General features: G+C 35.2%; 12 protein-coding genes. 9 read left to right on the forward strand and 3 right to left on the reverse strand.

The window, feature by feature from the left end; translation table 11 throughout:
• Positions 1-53: 53 nt before the first annotated feature.
• From GQN54_RS10630 to GQN54_RS10650, 6 genes are all read left to right on the forward strand, one after another.
• Entirely contained in the window at positions 54-3,218 is a 3,165-nt protein-coding gene (locus GQN54_RS10630) for a tetratricopeptide repeat protein (protein ID WP_160633531.1), read from the forward strand.
• Entirely contained in the window at positions 3,208-4,875 is a 1,668-nt protein-coding gene (locus GQN54_RS10635) for a TonB-dependent receptor (protein ID WP_160633532.1), read from the forward strand. Before GQN54_RS10630 ends, GQN54_RS10635 begins: the two co-directional genes overlap by 11 nt.
• A 147-nt stretch (positions 4,876-5,022) precedes the next feature.
• Entirely contained in the window at positions 5,023-6,987 is a 1,965-nt protein-coding gene (gene gyrB, locus GQN54_RS10640) for a DNA topoisomerase (ATP-hydrolyzing) subunit B (RefSeq protein ID WP_160633533.1), read from the forward strand.
• A gap of 131 nt (positions 6,988-7,118) precedes the next feature.
• Positions 7,119-8,984, forward strand: coding sequence for a carbamoyltransferase family protein (locus GQN54_RS15600; RefSeq protein ID WP_160633534.1), 1,866 nt, complete (start codon positions 7,119-7,121; stop codon positions 8,982-8,984).
• Between the two features lies 1 nt (position 8,985).
• Positions 8,986-9,135, forward strand: a complete 150-nt coding sequence (locus GQN54_RS15315; RefSeq protein ID WP_207554881.1) for a DUF5989 family protein — start codon at positions 8,986-8,988, stop codon at positions 9,133-9,135.
• The gene (locus GQN54_RS10650; protein WP_160633535.1) at positions 9,136-9,501 is read left to right on the forward strand and encodes an SxtJ family membrane protein; all 366 of its coding nucleotides are present in this window, start codon (positions 9,136-9,138) and stop codon (positions 9,499-9,501) included. It abuts the gene before it with no gap.
• A gap of 86 nt (positions 9,502-9,587) precedes the next feature.
• Here the strand turns inward: GQN54_RS10650 and GQN54_RS10655 are convergent, their stop codons facing one another.
• A complete protein-coding gene (locus GQN54_RS10655) occupies positions 9,588-10,823 on the reverse strand; it encodes a T9SS type B sorting domain-containing protein (protein WP_160633536.1) in 1,236 nt (411 codons plus the stop codon).
• A 1-nt stretch (position 10,824) separates the two neighbouring features.
• The gene (locus GQN54_RS10660; RefSeq protein ID WP_160633537.1) at positions 10,825-11,388 is read right to left on the reverse strand and encodes an RNA polymerase sigma factor; all 564 of its coding nucleotides are present in this window, start codon (positions 11,386-11,388) and stop codon (positions 10,825-10,827) included.
• Positions 11,389-11,568: 180 nt separating this feature from the next.
• On the opposite strand from GQN54_RS10660, the gene mdh reads away from it, so the two are divergent.
• Positions 11,569-12,504, forward strand: coding sequence for a malate dehydrogenase (gene mdh, locus GQN54_RS10665; RefSeq protein ID WP_160633538.1), 936 nt, complete (start codon positions 11,569-11,571; stop codon positions 12,502-12,504).
• A gap of 57 nt (positions 12,505-12,561) precedes the next feature.
• Entirely contained in the window at positions 12,562-12,981 is a 420-nt protein-coding gene (locus GQN54_RS10670; protein ID WP_160633539.1) for an aspartyl protease family protein, read from the forward strand.
• On the opposite strand, the gene GQN54_RS10675 is transcribed toward GQN54_RS10670, so the two are convergent.
• Positions 12,978-15,503: a T9SS type A sorting domain-containing protein gene (locus GQN54_RS10675; RefSeq protein ID WP_160633540.1), complete on the reverse strand. Its 2,526-nt coding sequence runs from the start codon at positions 15,501-15,503 to the stop codon at positions 12,978-12,980. The genes GQN54_RS10670 and GQN54_RS10675 overlap by 4 nt on opposite strands.
• A gap of 179 nt (positions 15,504-15,682) precedes the next feature.
• Here GQN54_RS10675 and secDF point away from each other — a divergent pair, with 179 nt between their 5' ends.
• Positions 15,683-18,727, forward strand: a complete 3,045-nt coding sequence (gene secDF, locus GQN54_RS10680) for a protein translocase subunit SecDF (protein ID WP_160633541.1) — start codon at positions 15,683-15,685, stop codon at positions 18,725-18,727.
• The last annotated feature ends 48 nt before the right edge of the window (positions 18,728-18,775 follow it).

Below are 18,775 nucleotides of genomic sequence, written 5' to 3' on the forward strand. Positions count from 1 at the left end.
TATAGTTTAATTTTAACGTTTATAGTTATCCAATCAATTAAAGAAAATTAAAGGTGAGTGTCATTCAAACCCCAAAAAAGGCGATTCATTTTTCACAATTACTCGCTGCTCTATTGGTTTTAATGTTCTGTTTCCAACTGGAGATTAAAGCGCAGCAGTCGGTGAATTATGTAGACGAATATGTTTCATACCGAGAAGCTTTGGATCTTTTTGATAAAGAGAAGTATGGTCCTGCTCAAGAGAAGTTTTCTCAAGCGATGACCTTTATCAATAATACCTCAAGCGAGGCCTACAAAGATGCAAAGTATTTGCACGCCATTTGTGCGATTGAATTGTTTCATGCTGATGCAGAAGCATTGTTAGTTGATTTTATTCACCAGTATCCGGAGAGTAAAAACATAAAGCAGGCTTATTTTAATCTTGGAAAATTTGAATTTCGAAAGAAAAGATACGATGATGCTATCGAATATTTTGATAAGATTGTGGTGTCTGATTTAGAGGTAAAACAGCAGCCGGAGTATTATTTCAAAAAAGGGTATAGCTTGTTTTCAGAAGAGCGTTTTGATGAAGCGGCAAATAACTTTTATGAAATTGTGGATACTGATAATCCATACACTTCCACGGCAAGATATTATTACGCCCATATTTCCTATCACAATGGAAAGTATGAAACCGCAGCCCGAAACTTCAAGAAGATACAAAATGATCCTCTCTTTGCGCATATAGTTCCTTACTATTTCACTCAAATTTATTATTTACAGGAAAAATATGACACTTTGTTAGCATACGCACCTGGTCTTTTGGATTCTACTAAAACAGATAGAGCGGCAGAAATTAGTCGATTGGTAGGAGATGCATATTACAGAACAGGAAAGTATGCGGAGTCTTTACCTTATTTGGAGAAGTACATGATCGGTAACCCATCTGTTCGTTATGAGGACAAGTATCAATTAGGGTATGCTTACTATAAAAGTGGTGATTGTGACAAATCTATTGATTGGCTAGAAGGTGCAATCGGAGATAATGATACAATCAATCAATCGGCATTTTACAGTCTTGGAGAATGTTTCTTAAAAGTAAATAATAAGAAACAAGCAAGAGCGGCATTTAGAAGTGCTTCTGAGATTGATGTGGATGCTTCAATTAAAGAGGATGCATTATTCAATTATGCTAAACTAGCCTATGAGTTGTCCTATCATCCTTATGATGATGCTATTTTAGCATTTGAAGAATTCATTAATACCTATCCAAAGTCAAGAAAGGTTGAAGATGCCTATGAGTATTTGGTGGCGGTCTACTATACGACCAAGAATTATAAAGAAGCCCTTCGTTCGATGGCGCGTATTAAAGATAAAAATTATAAGCTTCAGCAGGCTGAACAACGAATCGCATACTACAGAGGAGTTGAGTTATATAATGATGGAGAATATAAATCAGCTGTAGTGCATTTTGATCAGTCTACAGCTCTCCCAATTGATCCTGTCTTGACTGCTCAAGCTACTTATTGGAAGGCAGACGCTTCGTATAGAGTGAAGGATTATGATAATGCAATTGGTTACTTTACTGAGTTTTTATACTTACCGAGCTCTGCTAAATTGAGCTATTATAATTCAGCTTTTTATAATACAGCTTATGCGTTTTACGATCAAAAGGATTATGCAACAGCAATTTACTGGTTTAGAAATTTTATCTCCAAAGAGAAGGGTAAGAAAACCCCGCTCAGAAATGATGCTTATTTAAGATTGGCAGATGCATATTATGTCACTACAGATTATAATAAAGCACTAGAGAATTATGAAGAAGCATTGAATATTGGTTTAATTGAAATGCCATACGCCACCTATCAGTCTGCCATGGCTAGTGGTTTAATAGGAGATAATAAAGGGAAGTCAGAATTGTTGAAACTATTAATTAATGATTACGATAAGTCTGACTATACAGATGATGCGTTGTTCGAGTTAGCAAAGACGCAGCTTGTATTTAATAATCCTGATGCGGCTTTAGCAAATTTTCAACGATTGATTACAGAGTTTCCTAATAGTAGTTATATGAGTGAATCCTTACTTAAAAAGGGCTTGATTTATTACAACAAAAATCAAGATGATATGGCGTTGGCCGCATTTGATAAGGTAGTTAAAGATTATGGAAATAGTAAAAACGCAAAGGAGGCTTTAGAGAAAATTAGAAAAATTTATGTTGATAAAGGAGATATTAGTGCATTTGAAAAATATATTGATGGAGTGCCATTTGCTGATATTTCCAAAGCACGTTTAGATTCTACTTCTTATGAAATCGCTCAAAATAGCTATTTGTCTGGTGATTGTAAGGGAGCTACAAAAAATCTAACGAATTATATTTCTAGGTATCCCAACGGAGTGTTTAAGTTAAATGCGCATTTCTATAGGGCTGATTGTGAATATAAAAACAGCTTCTTCAATGAGGCGTTGTTGGATTATAAGGTAGTATTGTCAGCACCTAAAAATAAGTTTACTGAAGACGCGACTTATGCGACAGCATTTATTTACAAAGCACTAAATGATACAATGAAGGCGATTTCAACCTTCGAAAAGTTAGAGAAAATTGCTGAGAAGCCTACTAATCGTTTTGATGCCCAGTATAATCTGATGGAGTTGTATTTTATGAATAAAAACTTTGATGCCGCTTTTAAATATGCGGAATTAATTTTAGCTAGTGAGAAGTTAGATGCCCAATTAATGGAGGAAGTGAAGTTAATTAAAGCGAAAATTGATTTTACAAGAGAAAATTATGACTCCGCCATTTCGACCTATGAAGAGGTTTCTAAATACGCTAATAAGCGAGGAGCAGAAGCAAAGTACATGGTGGCAAAAATTCGTTACCTAAAAGGGAATTATAAAGGGTGCGAAGAGATGGTTTATAAGTTAGTTAACCAAGTTCCATCTTATCCTAAATGGATAGGAAAAGCATTTATACTATTGGCCGATAACTTTTTAGCTCAAGATGATGCGTTTAACGCTAAAGTAACCCTGCAGAGCGTAATTGATAATGCAGATGATGAAGAATTGATTCAAATTGCTAAAGAAAAATTGAATATCATTATTAAGACTGAAAAAGAAGAGCAGTCCAAAGAAAGGAAAAAAGCACCTGAAATCGAGTTGATCGAAAATGATTCCAAAGATGAAAAATTATTCAATGAGCAAACTCAAGCAGAGAAAGAGGAGGGTAAAGATGAAAAGTAAAATTCTATTTTTAGCTGCACTTTTTACAATGGTTCAAATGAGTGCTCAAAATCAAGTTCTACGCGACTCCTTTGTAGTCGTAAAATCTTATAAGCCAACAATAGCTGAAGGAAACCGAATAGGATTTAACCCTGTAATTGAAGATACTCAAAAAGTTATTCAAGATTTGAAGTATTCTTTCATCACCAAGCAGGTTCCTGTTAGTTTTGAAGTTGAGCCCATCTCTGCTGCTAAAATAAAGGGAGAGCCTCTCGTGAAACTATACAATGGGTATGCTAGGGTTGGCGTTGGAAATGCAATTACACCATTAGCAGAATTGTACTTGCATAATTCGCGTTCTAAAACCTTTTCCCTAGGTACACATTTAAGGTATCAAAATAACAATGATATCAAAGGATATGATAACTCCTCCATGAGTAGGTTAGGAGCAACTGTATTTGGTAAACGTTTTTGGAGATCGAACACTTTTGGCGGTGCTGTTGACTACAATCGTGAAGGTTTTAACTATTACGGTTTCAAGATTGATGATACTAATCAGGCTATGGCAGATACCACCGATACGAAGCAAGTGTACCATTTGTTGTCTGCAAATTTAGAATTAAAGAGTACTAAACAAGATTCATTTAACTTACGCCACACTTTTGGCCTTAACTTTTATAGAATAACTGATCTGGATGCTATTGCGGCTGAGAATAATTTGGTTGCTACTGCAAATGTTGGAAAGTTTCAAGGGAATGAATATTACATGGTTGATGCGTCATTAGATTTCAACAATATATCCAACCCTTACGATACAACTAATAATGTTTTGGTTAGCTTAAGGCCTCAAGTAAATAGCATTGGGGAAAAGTTTAGACTGAATGTTGGGTTAGGGATATATGTAGATGCCAATGAGTCTGCCAAATTTCACTTTTATCCGATTGTGGACTTTAAATATAATGCATTGCGCGACGTAATTGTACCTTATGCAGGCTTTACGGGACGGATGCAACGAAACAACTTCCGTTCAATAACTAGAGATAACGAATTTGTTACCAATAATTTATTGTTGTTGAATACGAATTATCGTTATGAAGCATTCGCTGGAATAAGAGGTGTAATTAGTTCTAAACTTTCCTTCAATACTTCGATTAAGAAGTCAAAGATGGATGATTATGGAATGTTTGTAAAAGACGTAAGTGGATTGAATAACAAATTTAATATTGTCTATGACGATATCGAGCAACTACAATTAACTGGTGAGGTGCACTATCAACAATCTAAAAAGTTAAAGGTTTATTTAAGAGGAGATTATTTTGGTTATGACGCTGGGGCTGAGGAAGAAGTATGGCATTTGCCCAATTATAAAGTAACACTTTCTGGAGTGTATGATCTTAATGATAAAATCTTGGTTCGTTTAGATCTGCACAGTATTGGTGCGCAGTATGCTAAACTTTATGAGCCTGTAATTACCAATTCTACATTAGTTGCTGATGTAGTAACTAAAGAAAAATTAGATGGAGTTTTTGATGCTAATTTAGGATTGGAGTATCGCTATACAAAGAGACTTTCAGCTTTCATCAACTTCAATAATATTGGTTCGTTTAGTTATGAAAGATGGCAGGATTACCCGACTCAACGCTTCAGCGTTTTGGGAGGGTTAACTTATAGTTTTTAATTAATTAACAAACGAAATAATTATTTCTGTTTCAATTGGTTAAATGTTGATAAAAGACTTGATTTAGTCGTTGATTTATTGGTTCGCTAGAAAGGCAATGGTTATATTTGTTACTGATTGAATTTAATATAAATCCAAGCTGATAAAATGAGCGAAAAAGAAGAAGAAAAGTTGGATCGAGGTGATTATTCTGCATCCAATATACAGGTCCTCGAAGGATTAGAGGCTGTTAGGAAAAGGCCAGCGATGTATATCGGTGATATCGGAATTAAAGGATTGCATCACCTGGTTTATGAAGTTGTTGATAACTCAATTGATGAGGCATTAGCAGGCCACTGTGATACTATAGGTGTATACATCAATGAGGATAATTCCATTACTGTCGAAGATAATGGTAGAGGAATTCCAGTAGATTATCATGAGAAGGAAAAGAAGTCTGCTCTCGAAGTGGTAATGACGGTATTGCACGCCGGTGGTAAGTTCGATAAGGATACTTATAAAGTGTCTGGAGGTCTTCATGGTGTAGGTGTTTCTTGTGTGAATGCTTTGTCAACAGATTTAAAAGTAGAAGTTCATCGTAAGGGAAAAATCTATCAACAAGAATATAAAATTGGAAAACCTTCTTATCCTGTTAAAGAAGTAGGAGATACAGATAGAACCGGTACTATCGTGACTTTTATGCCTGATAAGTCCATTTTTCAGGAGTCAGTATACAACTATAATACGTTGGTTGCGAGGTTAAGAGAGTTAGCATTCTTAAATAAGAAGATTCGACTAACTATTACTGATAAAAGAACCAAAGACGAAGAAGGGAATTTTATTTCTGACTCCTTTTACAGTGAAGGCGGTTTAAGAGAATTTGTTGAGTTTTTGGATGAATCAAGAGAGAGGTTAATTGAAGATACTATCTACATGGAAGGGGAAAAGAATGGAATTCCTGTAGAAGTAGCTATGGTCTATAATACCTCTTATTCTGAGAATATTCACTCTTATGTGAATAATATTAATACTCATGAAGGAGGAACTCACTTATCTGGGTTTAGAAGAGGTCTGACCAGGACTTTGAAGAAATATGCAGAGGAGTCTGGGGCCCTTTCGAAGTTAAAATTTGATATTAATGGTGATGATTTTAGAGAGGGTTTAACCACCGTTATCTCTGTAAACGTTGCCGAACCTCAATTTGAAGGTCAAACTAAAACCAAACTGGGTAACAGTGAGGTGATGGGAGCTGTTGATCAGGCTGTAAGTGAGATGCTTGCCAATTATTTGGAAGAGCACCCCAAAGATGCTAGACAAATCGTTCAGAAAGTTATTTTGGCCGCCACCGCACGTCATGCTGCTAGAAAAGCACGAGAAATGGTCCAGCGGAAGAATGTAATGTCGGGAAGTGGATTGCCAGGTAAATTGGCGGATTGTTCGGAAAAAGATGCTTCTCAGTGCGAGATTTATTTGGTCGAGGGTGACTCTGCAGGTGGTACTGCAAAGCAAGGCCGTGATCGAAAGTTTCAAGCTATTATGCCTTTGCGAGGTAAGATTTTGAATGTGGAAAAGGCCATGCACCATAAGATTTTTGAGAATGAAGAAATTAAAAATATATATACGGCACTTGGTGTAAGAGTTGGTACAGAGGAAGATTCTAAGGCACTTGATACTTCTAAATTGCGTTACCATAAAGTAATTATTATGTGTGATGCCGACGTAGATGGTAGCCACATTGAAACATTGATACTTACCTTCTTTTTCCGTCATATGAAAGAGTTGATTGAAGGTGGAAACATTTATATAGCTACGCCACCACTTTACTTAGTAAAGAAGGGAAATCAATCAGAGTATTGCTGGACTGATCTTCAAAGGGATCAAGCAGTTGAGCGAATGAAAGGTAATGGAAAGGAAAGCAGTGTAGGTGTTCAGCGCTATAAGGGTCTTGGAGAGATGAATGCAGAGCAATTGTGGTCGACTACCATGAATCCTGAGTTCAGGACACTCCGACAAGTTGGAATCGATTCTGCTGCAGAAGCAGATCGTATTTTCTCTATGTTGATGGGCGACGAAGTTCCACCAAGAAGAGAATTTATCGAGAAGAACGCAAAATACGCAAAAGTGGATGTATAGACAATCCATTTATTACTTGAAGAGCCATCCAAATATATTTGGATGGCTTTTTTATTGGTTCGATTCATATTTCCTTAAAGTGATAGGCTTATAGATTTTGATTAGTTTTATTGCTTTAAAATTTATCTTGAGTGAGTAAAATATTAGGAATTTCTGCATTTTATCACGATTCTGCAGCAGCAATAATTGATAACCATGATATTATTGCAGCGGCACAAGAGGAGCGCTTTACAAGAGTCAAGCATACTTCTGAATTTCCTATTCAATCTATACAATATTGTTTGGAAGCTTCTGGCTATACAATTGATGAATTGGATGCAGTAGTGTTTTATGATAAACCATTCTTAAAATTTGAACGTTTATTAGAGACCTATTACGCATACGCACCGAGAGGATTGGTTTCATTCTTGAAATCAATGCCAATTTGGTTAAATGAAAAACTATTTTTAAAAAAGCAGATTCTGGATGGTTTGAAAGATGTTCAATCCTATGATAAGAAAAAGTTAAAATTGTTGTTTTCTGAACATCATTTGTCTCATGCAGCGAGCGCCTTTTACCCTTCCAGTTTTGAAGAGTCTGCAATTTTAACTATTGACGGAGTAGGAGAATGGGCAACCGCATCTATTGGGAAAGGTGTTGGGAATAAAATTTCTATTCTTAAAGAAATGCATTTTCCGCATTCAGTAGGGTTGTTGTACAGTGCTTTCACCTATTACTTGGGCTTTAAAGTTAATTCTGGAGAATACAAGTTGATGGGTTTGGCTCCTTATGGTGATCCAAATTCATTGCAAACCAAAAATTATATAAAAACTATAAAAACTAATTTGGTTGATATTAAATCGGATGGATCAATTTGGTTGAATCAAAAATATTTTAATTACGCTGTGGGCTTAAGAATGATTCATTCTAATAAATGGAATGAGTTATTTGGATTGCAAGAAAGAACGGAAGAAGATGAGCTGACTCAATCCCATTGCAATTTAGCTTTAGCTATTCAGCTAGTGACCGAAGAAATTGTTCTTTTACTAGGCAGGGAAGCCAAAAGGCTTACTTCTTCGGATAATTTAGTGATGGCTGGAGGTGTTGCGCTAAATTGTGTGGCTAATGGGAAATTGCAAGCCTCGGGATTGTTTAAGAGTATATTCGTTCAGCCCGCATCAGGAGATGCGGGAGCCTCTTTAGGCGCAGCTTTAGCAGTTAATTACGGTTATTTCAATAATAATAGAAAGGTAGATTCTTCTAGTGGTAGTATGAAAGGCGCCTATTTAGGTCCTTATTATTCTGAAAAAGAGATTTTACAAATGAATGCAGCATATAAAGCGGTTTCAATAAAAATTGAGTCGGATGAAGGATTGACAGCAATTTGTACTCAACATTTATTAGAGAACAAAGTGGTTGGATGGTTTCAAGGGAGAATGGAGTTTGGACCTAGAGCTCTTGGCAATAGGAGTATTCTTGCAATTGCAAACGATGCGGATATGCAGCAGAAAATTAATCTTAAAATCAAGTATAGAGAGAGTTTTAGACCATTTGCTCCTTCTGTTCTTAAAGAAGATGCTAAGCTCCTTTTTGAACTTGATAGTGATTCTCCATATATGCTGATGGTTTCCTCTTTAAAGGAGGTGCATAGATTTTCTATTCCGAAAGAGTCTTTTTCAATTCCCCTTAAGGAGCGGATGTCCATCCCACGGAGCAAATGGAGTGCGGTGACGCATATGGATTATTCTGCAAGAGTACAAACGGTGACTGAGTTAGAGAATCCTTTGTTTTACAAGTTATTAAAACAAGTGAAAATGGAGACAGGGTTTGGTATTTTGGTAAATACCAGTTTTAATGTGCGTGGAGAGCCCTTGGTATGCAGTCCTGTAGATGCTTATAGTTGTTTTATGAATACTGAAATGGATGTTTTAGTTATCAATAACTATATGTATTTCAAGGAAAATCAACCCGATTGGCAGAATAATAAGAAGTGGAAAAAACAATTTAAAAAAGATTAGAATGGATTTTATTAGAAATTTATGGCTTTTTATGCGTGAGAGGAAAAAGTTTTGGCTGGCTCCAATGATTATTATTCTTTTGTTGATTGGCTTTTTAATTGTATTTGGTTCAGGCAGCGCTGTGGCTCCATTTATTTACACCTTATTTTGAATGAAAAAATTGAAGGCGAATACAGATAAATCAATACTGACTATAGTTGTAGGTTTAACATTGATTTCTATATTGTCAGAGGTCAATGAATTTCTTTATGCAGCTGTCATTATTGGAGGAGTTAGTTTAGTTTCAGTTTCTCTATCCAAATGGATCGAGAAGTTATGGATGTGTCTAGCAAACGTTTTAAGTTATATTATCCCAAATATTATTCTGACTCTTTTATTCTACTTAGTGCTAACGCCATTGGCATATTTGTCACGATTAGGTAATAAGAATCCTTTGCAGTTAAAAAATACGGAAGGCAGTATGTTTAAAGATAGAATTACTGAATTTCAGCCGACCGATTTTGATAAAATGTGGTGAATCATTTAAATTAAAAAAGGAGCTCAAAACAATTTGACCTCCTTTTTGTAACTAGTTAGAATAGGGATTCATAATTAGTAATTTCTTTATTTGAAATTTACAATTTTAATTTGTCCATTATGAGGATGAATTTCGTTGTTGTCATCATATAAATTAACTTTCCATAAATACGTTCCGACAGGCATTAACTCCCCATCGTTATTTCGTCTCCCATTCCAAGGTTTTGAAAAGTCAGTAGTGCTGTATAGTAATTGACCTGATAAGCTATAGATCATCATTTCGAATTTCAAATTATTCGCTTCTATCGCTTTTGGTATAAATTCATCATTTATACCGTCTCCATTTGGGGTAAAAGCATCGTATGAATAGATGTCGAAGTCTTCTTCAATTTGTATAGTTTTAAGTGTATTGGATTTGCATCCTGAAGCATTTTCAGTTGCTAATTTAACTTCAATCTTTTCTGATCTTCTAAAGTGTTTATTAAAATCTGGCTTGTTAGAAACTACTTCTCCATTGATCCTCCATTCATACTTATACTCATCATTAGTTTCACTTTCAAAATTATAAGTGATTTTTGCAAATTCTTCACTTTTCTTGCTAGCAATAAAATTAGATTTAGGTTTCGAGGCAATCGTAATTGCTTTTGAGTCAACGATTAATCCATCTTCTAGTAGTTCTATTTTATAATCGCCTTCTACCTCGGGAATAAACTCTGAAGTAGTTAAAGACTTGTTGTTAACCTTGAAGCTAAAATGACTGTTGAGTGGTTGGCTGGTCTGTATTTTAATTAAATCATTGATGCAATAAACAGATTTTTCAATTCGTAATTTAATCGAGTGCTTTTTATTTTCATTAACACTGGAAATCTTTTTTTGATTTTGATTGAGGATGTTGTCTAACTTTTCTTCTGAATTAATGACTTGTTCAGCTGATGCTTTATCTTGTTCGGCTATATCTTGATTGAACCTCTTAGGTTTATTTTGCTTAAAATCATGGGAAGTTAGGTTCTCTTTTTCTTGCGAAATAGAATCTGATCCTATTTCGGATAAAGTAGGTTTATTTTCATCTGCTTCAAAAATTGGAGTTGCCTGCTCAGTTTGGGGAGATTGAATTTCTTGAATGTTTTTATCATTACTTAAATAAAAAGCGCCTGCCGCAATAATTAAAGCACCCGCAAATATAGAGGCGATTTTGAGGTAGCTAGGAAATCCCTTTTTAGGCAACTTTTTAGACAAAGAAGTCCAGTCAGCCGCATCATATTCAAATTCAAACCCATCAAGTTTGTCTTGAATCAACTTATTATATTTTTCGTGTTCTTTCATTTTAATATCTTTTTCTATCTTCTAGAAGAGTTCTCAGGTTTCTTTTTGCCTTAGCTAAATTTGATTTTGAAGTGCCCTCACTAATATTTAATTCGGTTGCAATTTCTTTGTGGGAATATCCATCTAGCACGAACATGCTAAAAACGGTCCGATAAGAAGGGCTCAACTTCTGAATACTTTCCATTATGTCTTTCGCATTGATTTCTTCATAAATTGATTCATCTTCATCAACTTCTTCAATGAGCATATCTTCATTGATATTAGCTTCTGAAATAGCAAACTTATTTTTATTCAATCGATAATAGTCAATGGCATTATTAACCATTATTCTCCTGATCCATCCTTCTAAAGAACCTGCATTATTGAACTTATGTATTTTTTTAAATACCTTCAAAAAACCATCTTGAAGCAAATCTTTAGCTTCTTCTGGTCTTCTTGAGTACCGATAGCACACTGCTAGCATTTTACCATACATCAACTTGTATAGATCTTGCTGCGCATCACGATTGCCTTTTACGCAACCTTCCACTATTTCTTCTAACTTTTCAGGCGATATCGGCTCCATTCAACTTTTATACTGCTTTGACGGTAAAAGTAACAAAGGTTGCCTTCAACTTTTGAATTTAATTGATTCCTTTTTTTTAGTGTTTTTTACAATAAATAAATCGTGGTTTATTTTCCTTAAAGGTTTAGGTTTCCTAATTTAGCAACGTCCTTAGAGTTTCTTATTAAAACATAAAATAAAATGAAAGTAACTGTAGTTGGTGCCGGTAATGTAGGTGCAACATGTGCAAATGTTATTGCTCACAAAGAGCTTGCTAATGAAGTAGTATTAGTTGATATTAAAGAGGGATTTGCCGAGGGTAAAGCTCTTGATATTTGGGAGACTTCCCCAATCAATTTGTATGATACTAGAACAATTGGTTCTACAAATGATTACACTAAGACTGCTAATTCAGACGTAGTTGTTATTACATCAGGTTTGCCAAGAAAGCCAGGTATGAGTAGAGATGACTTAATTTCTACTAACGCAGGTATCGTAAAGTCAGTAACTGAAAATATCATTAAGCACTCCCCTAATTCAAAAATTATCATTGTATCTAACCCATTAGATGTAATGACTTATGTGGCTTATTTAACTGCCAAAGTTGATTCAAGTAGAGTGTTTGGAATGGCTGGTATATTAGATACTGCACGTTACAGAAGTTTCTTAGCCGAGGCTTTAGATGTTTCACCAAAGGATATTCAGGCAGTGCTAATGGGTGGTCATGGAGATACTATGGTTCCTCTTCCACGTTACACTACTGTTGGTGGTATCCCAGTAACTGAATTAATCGATTCAGAAAAATTAGATGCAATTGTTGAACGTACCAAGAAAGGTGGTGGAGAGCTAGTTAACCTTATGGGTACTTCTGCTTGGTATGCTCCAGGTGCAGCCGCTGCTCAAATGGTTGAAGCTATCGTTAGAGATCAAAAAAGAGTATTCCCTGTTTGTGCGTGGTTGCAAGGTGAGTATGGAATGAAGGATATCTATTTGGGAGTTCCAGTTGTTTTGGGAAAAAATGGAATAGAGAAGATTATTGAGTTAGACTTGAATGATGATGAAAAGGCATTGTTAAAAGAGTCCGCTGCTGCTGTTAAATCAGTGATGGATGTATTTGATAATATGAATATCGTTTAATTTTAATAAAACACTTATGTTTAGGGTGAGATTTTCTCACCCTTTTTTTTTGTCAGAATGCAAGTAGTTATTCCGATTGAATTTGTAGTTATTGATGAAGGAATTCACCTTCTGGTAAAAGTGGAAGTAAATAGTTTCAGAGTAAACTTAGTGTTAGATACTGGAGCTTCCAAATCAGTTTTAGACAGTAATTCTATTGACTTGTTTTTAGTAGATCAAATTCATGATACTGATGAAGAGTCTACGAGTATTGGAAATACGACACTCAGAAGTCAAAAGGCACTGATTGAGGAGTTGAAATTTGGAGGAATTACCTTATGGAATAAAATGGTAAATGTACTTGACCTCTCTAATGTTATTCATGTCTATGAAAGCCTCAATCTTCCTATGATACACGGTATTCTTGGGGCCGATCTACTGCAAGAATTGAATGCAGTAGTCGACTTTAAGAATAAAACATTAATGTTAGAATATTAGCGGATTACCAATTTTTCAGAACGACTAACCTTTCCATCGGTCAATAATTGAATAAAATAAATCCCTTTGTTTTGTTGATTTATATCTAGTCGAGTTATCTCTTGATTTATTGACTTTGATAAAATTAATTTTCCAACTAAATCAAATATTTTAATTTGATAATTATTACCCTCTTTAAAGTTGGTTATTTGGATATTAAATTCTCCGTCCGTTGGATTTGGGAATACGCTAAGCCCTGATTTATTGGAGCTTTGAAAAGAAGGGTGTTGATCGTCAATACCAACAAATCCATCGCCATATAGTATGTTTATTCCTCCAGACTCGTTTCCTAAAACGATATCAATTTTGCCATCATTGTTTAAGTCGTAAACGTCACCTGATAAATTGTATCCAAGATTTACCTCAAGTGCATTATCCTGATAATAAGTGAAAGAACCAAAAATATTGGAGTCTATGTCTGTAAATGATTTTATTCGCCCGTCATTGGTAGGTGATAATAGTTGAAGTTTTCCTTGATATTCGTAAAATAAAGGTTGACTATTGTTAGAGGATCTGTTGCGGTTATCAGAGATGAAGTCTCGGACATTTCCAATAGAATCATAAACAACTCCAATGTAACCTTTCCCGCTTTCATTAATGGTGTCACTATCTATGATGTAATTTCTGAATGTCAAGGAATAGTTAGATTGATTTATACTGGTTAAATATAGGAATCCTTTGTTTGCTGGTATGTTGGTTTCCGTAATTTCATAACGCTTGTTTATGGTTAGTCCAGAAAGGTCAGGGTTTCCACCTAAATAATACCTATAAATATAGTTTCCTTCCCAGATTATTGAGTCAATTTTTAAGGTGAAAATAGGGTTTGCGTTAGTGCCTCTATTTTTAAAAAAGTTAAGGTTTCCGAGTATTTCTCCTACGACCAGGTCAAGTTTCCCATCTTTATCGAGGTCTAAGATTCTTGGATTTGCGTTTTCTCCGACTTCAATTTGCTGAAAATTTTGCTCGCTTAATCTAAAGTCGGCCTCAGCACCAATTGATGCGACATTTTCAAAATAATGTAATTTCCCTGATTCATCACCAATAATCATATCCTTGTCTCCATCATTATCTAAATCGCCAAATGCAGTGGAAAGCCTCCTAGTGGCACGTGAACCAAAGCCTAATAAGGGAAGAGTGTCTATCTGTAAATAGTTACGATTAACTAATTCAAATTTTGGATAATTTAGAGTTCCTACATTTTTCAATAGTGCCAATCGACCTTCGATTTTCGAAGAATCATCTAAATAATACTCATTGCCAACAACAATGTCCATCAAGCCATCAGAATTATAATCAAAGAAAGTAGGGAGAGATCCTCTACCAAAATCTAAGATTTCATCTTGAAGGAAATCACTTTTCAGGTAAGTAAAGTCAGGGTTTCCCACTGTTCCATTATTTAGGAATAGTCTGATATTCTTAGCATTAAGTGCGTTTGTGTCGTCAGAAGTATTAACAGTTAGAATTAAGTCGTCTTTTCCATCATTATTAAAATCTTGAATATATGCAGCAGGGAAGATTGCTATTTTGTTTCTATTGAGTGAGTCAGGTGGGTATACGCCATCGTAACTAACTATTTTTGATGATTTAAAGTCTGGTGACATGTCTCCATTGATCAATCTTTTAACAGAGTACGAGGAAATGTCTCCTAATAAAAGGTCCATTCCATTTTTATTATCAAAGTCATATAAAGTAACAGTGGAGCCAGCATGTTTGTCGGTATTTTGTTGAGTTCCTTTGGTACCATCACCCGTTAATTCTGGGTTTACAATGGTGTTGAAACCACAACTGTCCAAGAATATTTGTTCATCCAGACCTCCTTCGGTAAAACTTCCCCAACAAACACTTCTTAACTCAAACTTTAACCCACATACTCCCAATGAATCCATAGATACATTCTTTTGATAAAGTAGTTGTGTAGCTCCAAAGGTTAGAAAGTCGATGTCTCCGTCACCATCGATGTCTGCAATACCCGGAATATCTGTTTTTATAGCACTTAAATTTTGTGGAAAACTAGAATTACTCTTAATAAATAGTAATTCTCCAGGTCCAAATTGAATGTTTCCAGTTGAGCCAATATTTCGATGCACGATAACGTTACTGGATTGATTGCCATGAAATAAGTCTGCTCTACCGTCACAGTCGTAGTCAATTAATTTCATCCAGTCGAATATAAATGGCGGAAATATTTTGAGGTATTGGGGGGCGTATTCATAGTTGATTGATCCTAGACCTCCTTTATTGAGATATGGTGTGATTTTATGTCCTGCCCTATCGAAAACAATTAAATCCATTTTGCCATCACCATCCAAGTCAATATTATTAAATTGAGGGGCATTGAATCCACCTGCAAGTGCTGATTTTAATAATTTCCCATTTTCTGAAACCTGTATGGTGTCAGCTAATTCGTACGTAAATTGTCCGAAGCAAAGCTGGTGAAAAAGAAACATTACAAAAATGATGGTAGTTTTTCTTGAGAATTGCATGATTTCGATAGTTAATTTTAACTCAAGGAAGTAGACGATGAAAGGGTTTTAAAGGTTGTCTATATCGCTCAATATTTTAAATAAAAAATAATCTAAATATAAAAGTACATCAAAATTGTTAATTACTAATGGAAATTCTATATTTGCACGCTTAATTTTGACGCACAAATACTAATAAAATGCAGAACAAAGGTTTAATCTGGACTTTCATCGTATTGCTATCACTAGCTTGTCTTTATCAATTATCGTTTACTTGGGTAGTATCCGGAGTAGAAGCTGATGCAAAAGATTACTCGAATGGAGACCCAAAGGCTGAAGAAAGATATTTAGATTCTATGTCTTCAGTAGAAGTGTATCCAATTTTTGGATTTACTTATGCAGAAAGTAAGAAAAATGAATTGAACTTAGGTCTTGACCTAAAAGGAGGTATGAACGTGACCTTAGAGGTTTCTGTTGAGGATGTAGTAAAAGCATTAGCTTCAAACAGCCAAGATGAAACTTTTACAAGAGTAATCGATCGAGCTAAGGAATTGAAAAAAGAAAGTGATGAGGATTATGTAACTCTTTTTGAAAGTGCTTGGAAAGAAGTGGCTGTTGATAAACAAATGACAGCTATTTTTTATACGCTTGAGAATAAAGATCGAATTGAAAGAAGTGCTTCAAATGAAGAAGTAATTGCTTTTATTCGCGAAGAAGCGGAGTCTGCTTTCGATAGAAGTTTTGAAGTTTTAAGAACGAGGGTAAATCTATTTGGAGTTGCTCAACCTAATATTCAAAAATTGGCGGCTTCCGACCGAATTTTGGTGGAATTGCCAGGTGTTAAGGATAAAGATAGAGTAAGACAATTACTTCAAGGGACTGCTAAATTGGAATTCTGGGAGACTTATGAGAACCAAGAAGTATATCCAATGTTGGCGGAGGCTAATACTAAGCTAAAGGGCTTGTTGTTGGGAGAGGAGTCTGATAAGGTAATTGAGATAGATTCTGCTGATGCTATCATTGCTGATACTACTGTAGAAATAGCTGAAAATAATGAGGAATTACTTTCAGCAGACTCAACATTAGTGGATACTGCTGTTGTAGAGGAGGAGAACTTAACGGATTTGATATCTGCAGGAAATGACACAGATAGTTTAGGTCAAAACCAACAATCATTAGAAGAGTTCACAAAGGAGAATCCTTTGTTTGCAGTTTTAACTCCTGCTATCTTTCAGAATGAACAAGGTAGCTATAGCCCTGGTAATGGTCCTGCAGTCGGTTTTTCAAGAATTTCAGATACTGCTAAGGTTAATGAATATCTGAGAATGGAAGAGATTCAAGCAATGTTCCCTTCTAAGTTGAAGTTGTTGTGGACTGCAAAGCCTTATGATGATGCTGAGCAATTTCTTCAGTTGATAGCAATTAAGGTTAACAATAGAGATGGTAAGGCACCCTTAGAAGGAGATGTTATTACTGATGCATTTCAAGACTTTAGCCCGATGGGGGGACGTCCAGAGATTACCATGAAAATGGATGCTGTCGGCGCAAAAGAGTGGAAAGCAATCACAAAAAGTAATGTTGGTTCTAGTATTGCAATTGTTCTGGATAATTACGTTTACTCTTTCCCAAATGTTAATCAAGAAATTTCTGGTGGTGTTTCTTCAATAGAAGGAGACTTTACTATTGATGAGGCAAAATTAATTGCTAATATCTTAAAGGCAGGTAAGTTGCCGGCTCCTGCTAAAATCGTAGAAGAAGCTATCGTAGGTCCTTCGTTGGGTCAAGAAGCAATAACTTCAGGTTTATCATCATTTATGATTGCCTTGGTGATTGTACTTATTTACATGGTTTTCTATTACGGTAAAGCTGGTTTAGCATCAGATATTGCGCTTTTAGCAAACTTATTCTTTGTTCTAGGGGTTTTAGCTTCTACCAACATAGCATTGACTTTGCCAGGAATTGCAGGTATTGTATTGACAATTGGTATGTCGGTAGATGCGAACGTTCTTATCTATGAGCGAATCAGAGAGGAGTTGGCGGCTGGTAAAGGTGCTCGATTGGCGATTGAGGATGGATATAAGAATGCTTACTCTTCCATTTTAGATGCGAATGTCACAACGTTGTTAACCGGAGCAATTCTTTGGTTCTTCGGTACAGGTCCTGTTGAAGGCTTCGCTAAAACTTTAGTGATTGGTATTTTCACCTCTTTATTCTCAGCTATTTTTATTACAAGATTGATATTCGCATGGAGATTAGATAATAAAAAGAAAATAACTGTTTCTACATCATTTACTGAAGGTGCTTTCCAAAATATTGCATTGAAGTTCGTAACCAATAGAAAGAAGTTTTATATCTTCTCTGGTATTTTGATTCTAGTTGGAATTGGATCATTTGCAACTAAAGGTTTGTCCTACGGAATTGATTTTACTGGTGGTAGAACTTACTTAGTACGTTTTGATCAAGAGGTAAATACTACTGATGTTAGAAACTCTTTGCAAGATGCTTTTGTGACTGCAAGTGGTGTTAATTTGTCACCTGAAGTTAAAACATTTGGTAATGCCGACCAAGTTAAAATTACAACTTCATACCTTATCGATAGCGAAGATATTGATGCTGATGATCAAGTTGAAGGTAAGTTAAATGAAGGGTTGGCTCAAATGAACCTTAATTATGAAATTATGAGTTCTCAGAAAGTCGGTCCTACTATTGCGGATGATATTAAGTCTTCTTCTTTTTGGGCGATTGCATTCTCATTGGTTATCATATTTTTGTACATTGTGTTTAGGTTTAGAAAATGGCAATATGGCCTTGGGGCAATTGTTGCTATTTTTCATGATGTTTTGATTGTTTTAGCAATCTTCTCAATTTTCTATGGTATATTACCTTTCTCTTTAGAAATTGATCAAGCATTTATAGCCGCAATTTTGACTGTTGTAGGTTATTCTATAAATGATACTGTTGTTGTTTTTGATAGGATTAGAGAATATTTAGGTATGCATAAAAAAGCGCCTATGGAAGAAACGATTAATAATGCATTAAATAGTACTTTAAGTAGGACTTTCAACACCTCATTGAGTACAATTTTCGTATTGTTAATGATATTTTTATTCGGTGGAGAAGTTATTCGTGGATTTGCATTTGCGCTATTAGTTGGTGTAATTGTTGGAACATATTCTTCACTTTGCATTGCAACTCCTGTTGTAGTTGACCTTGCAAAAAGAGATGAGCAAAAGAAAGGTAAGTAATAAATATATTATTTGATTAAGCCCCATTCTTCAATAGAGGAGTGGGGC

The sequence above is a fragment of the Acidiluteibacter ferrifornacis genome (assembly GCF_009909615.1).
Taxonomy (GTDB): Bacteria; Bacteroidota; Bacteroidia; order Flavobacteriales_E; family Vicingaceae; genus Acidiluteibacter; species Acidiluteibacter ferrifornacis.

Coding starts and splice junctions, on each gene's coding strand:
- mdh (WP_160633538.1), top strand. CDS start 11,569: ATGAAAGTAACTGTAGTTGGTGCCGGTAATGTAGGTGCAACATGTGCA.
- GQN54_RS10650 (WP_160633535.1), top strand. CDS start 9,136: ATGAAAAAATTGAAGGCGAATACAGATAAATCAATACTGACTATAGTT.
- GQN54_RS10675 (WP_160633540.1), bottom strand. CDS start 15,503: ATGCAATTCTCAAGAAAAACTACCATCATTTTTGTAATGTTTCTTTTT.
- secDF (WP_160633541.1), top strand. CDS start 15,683: ATGCAGAACAAAGGTTTAATCTGGACTTTCATCGTATTGCTATCACTA.
- GQN54_RS10655 (WP_160633536.1), bottom strand. CDS start 10,823: ATGAAAGAACACGAAAAATATAATAAGTTGATTCAAGACAAACTTGAT.
- GQN54_RS10635 (WP_160633532.1), top strand. CDS start 3,208: ATGAAAAGTAAAATTCTATTTTTAGCTGCACTTTTTACAATGGTTCAA.
- GQN54_RS10660 (WP_160633537.1), bottom strand. CDS start 11,388: ATGGAGCCGATATCGCCTGAAAAGTTAGAAGAAATAGTGGAAGGTTGC.
- gyrB (WP_160633533.1), top strand. CDS start 5,023: ATGAGCGAAAAAGAAGAAGAAAAGTTGGATCGAGGTGATTATTCTGCA.
- GQN54_RS15315 (WP_207554881.1), top strand. CDS start 8,986: ATGGATTTTATTAGAAATTTATGGCTTTTTATGCGTGAGAGGAAAAAG.
- GQN54_RS10670 (WP_160633539.1), top strand. CDS start 12,562: ATGCAAGTAGTTATTCCGATTGAATTTGTAGTTATTGATGAAGGAATT.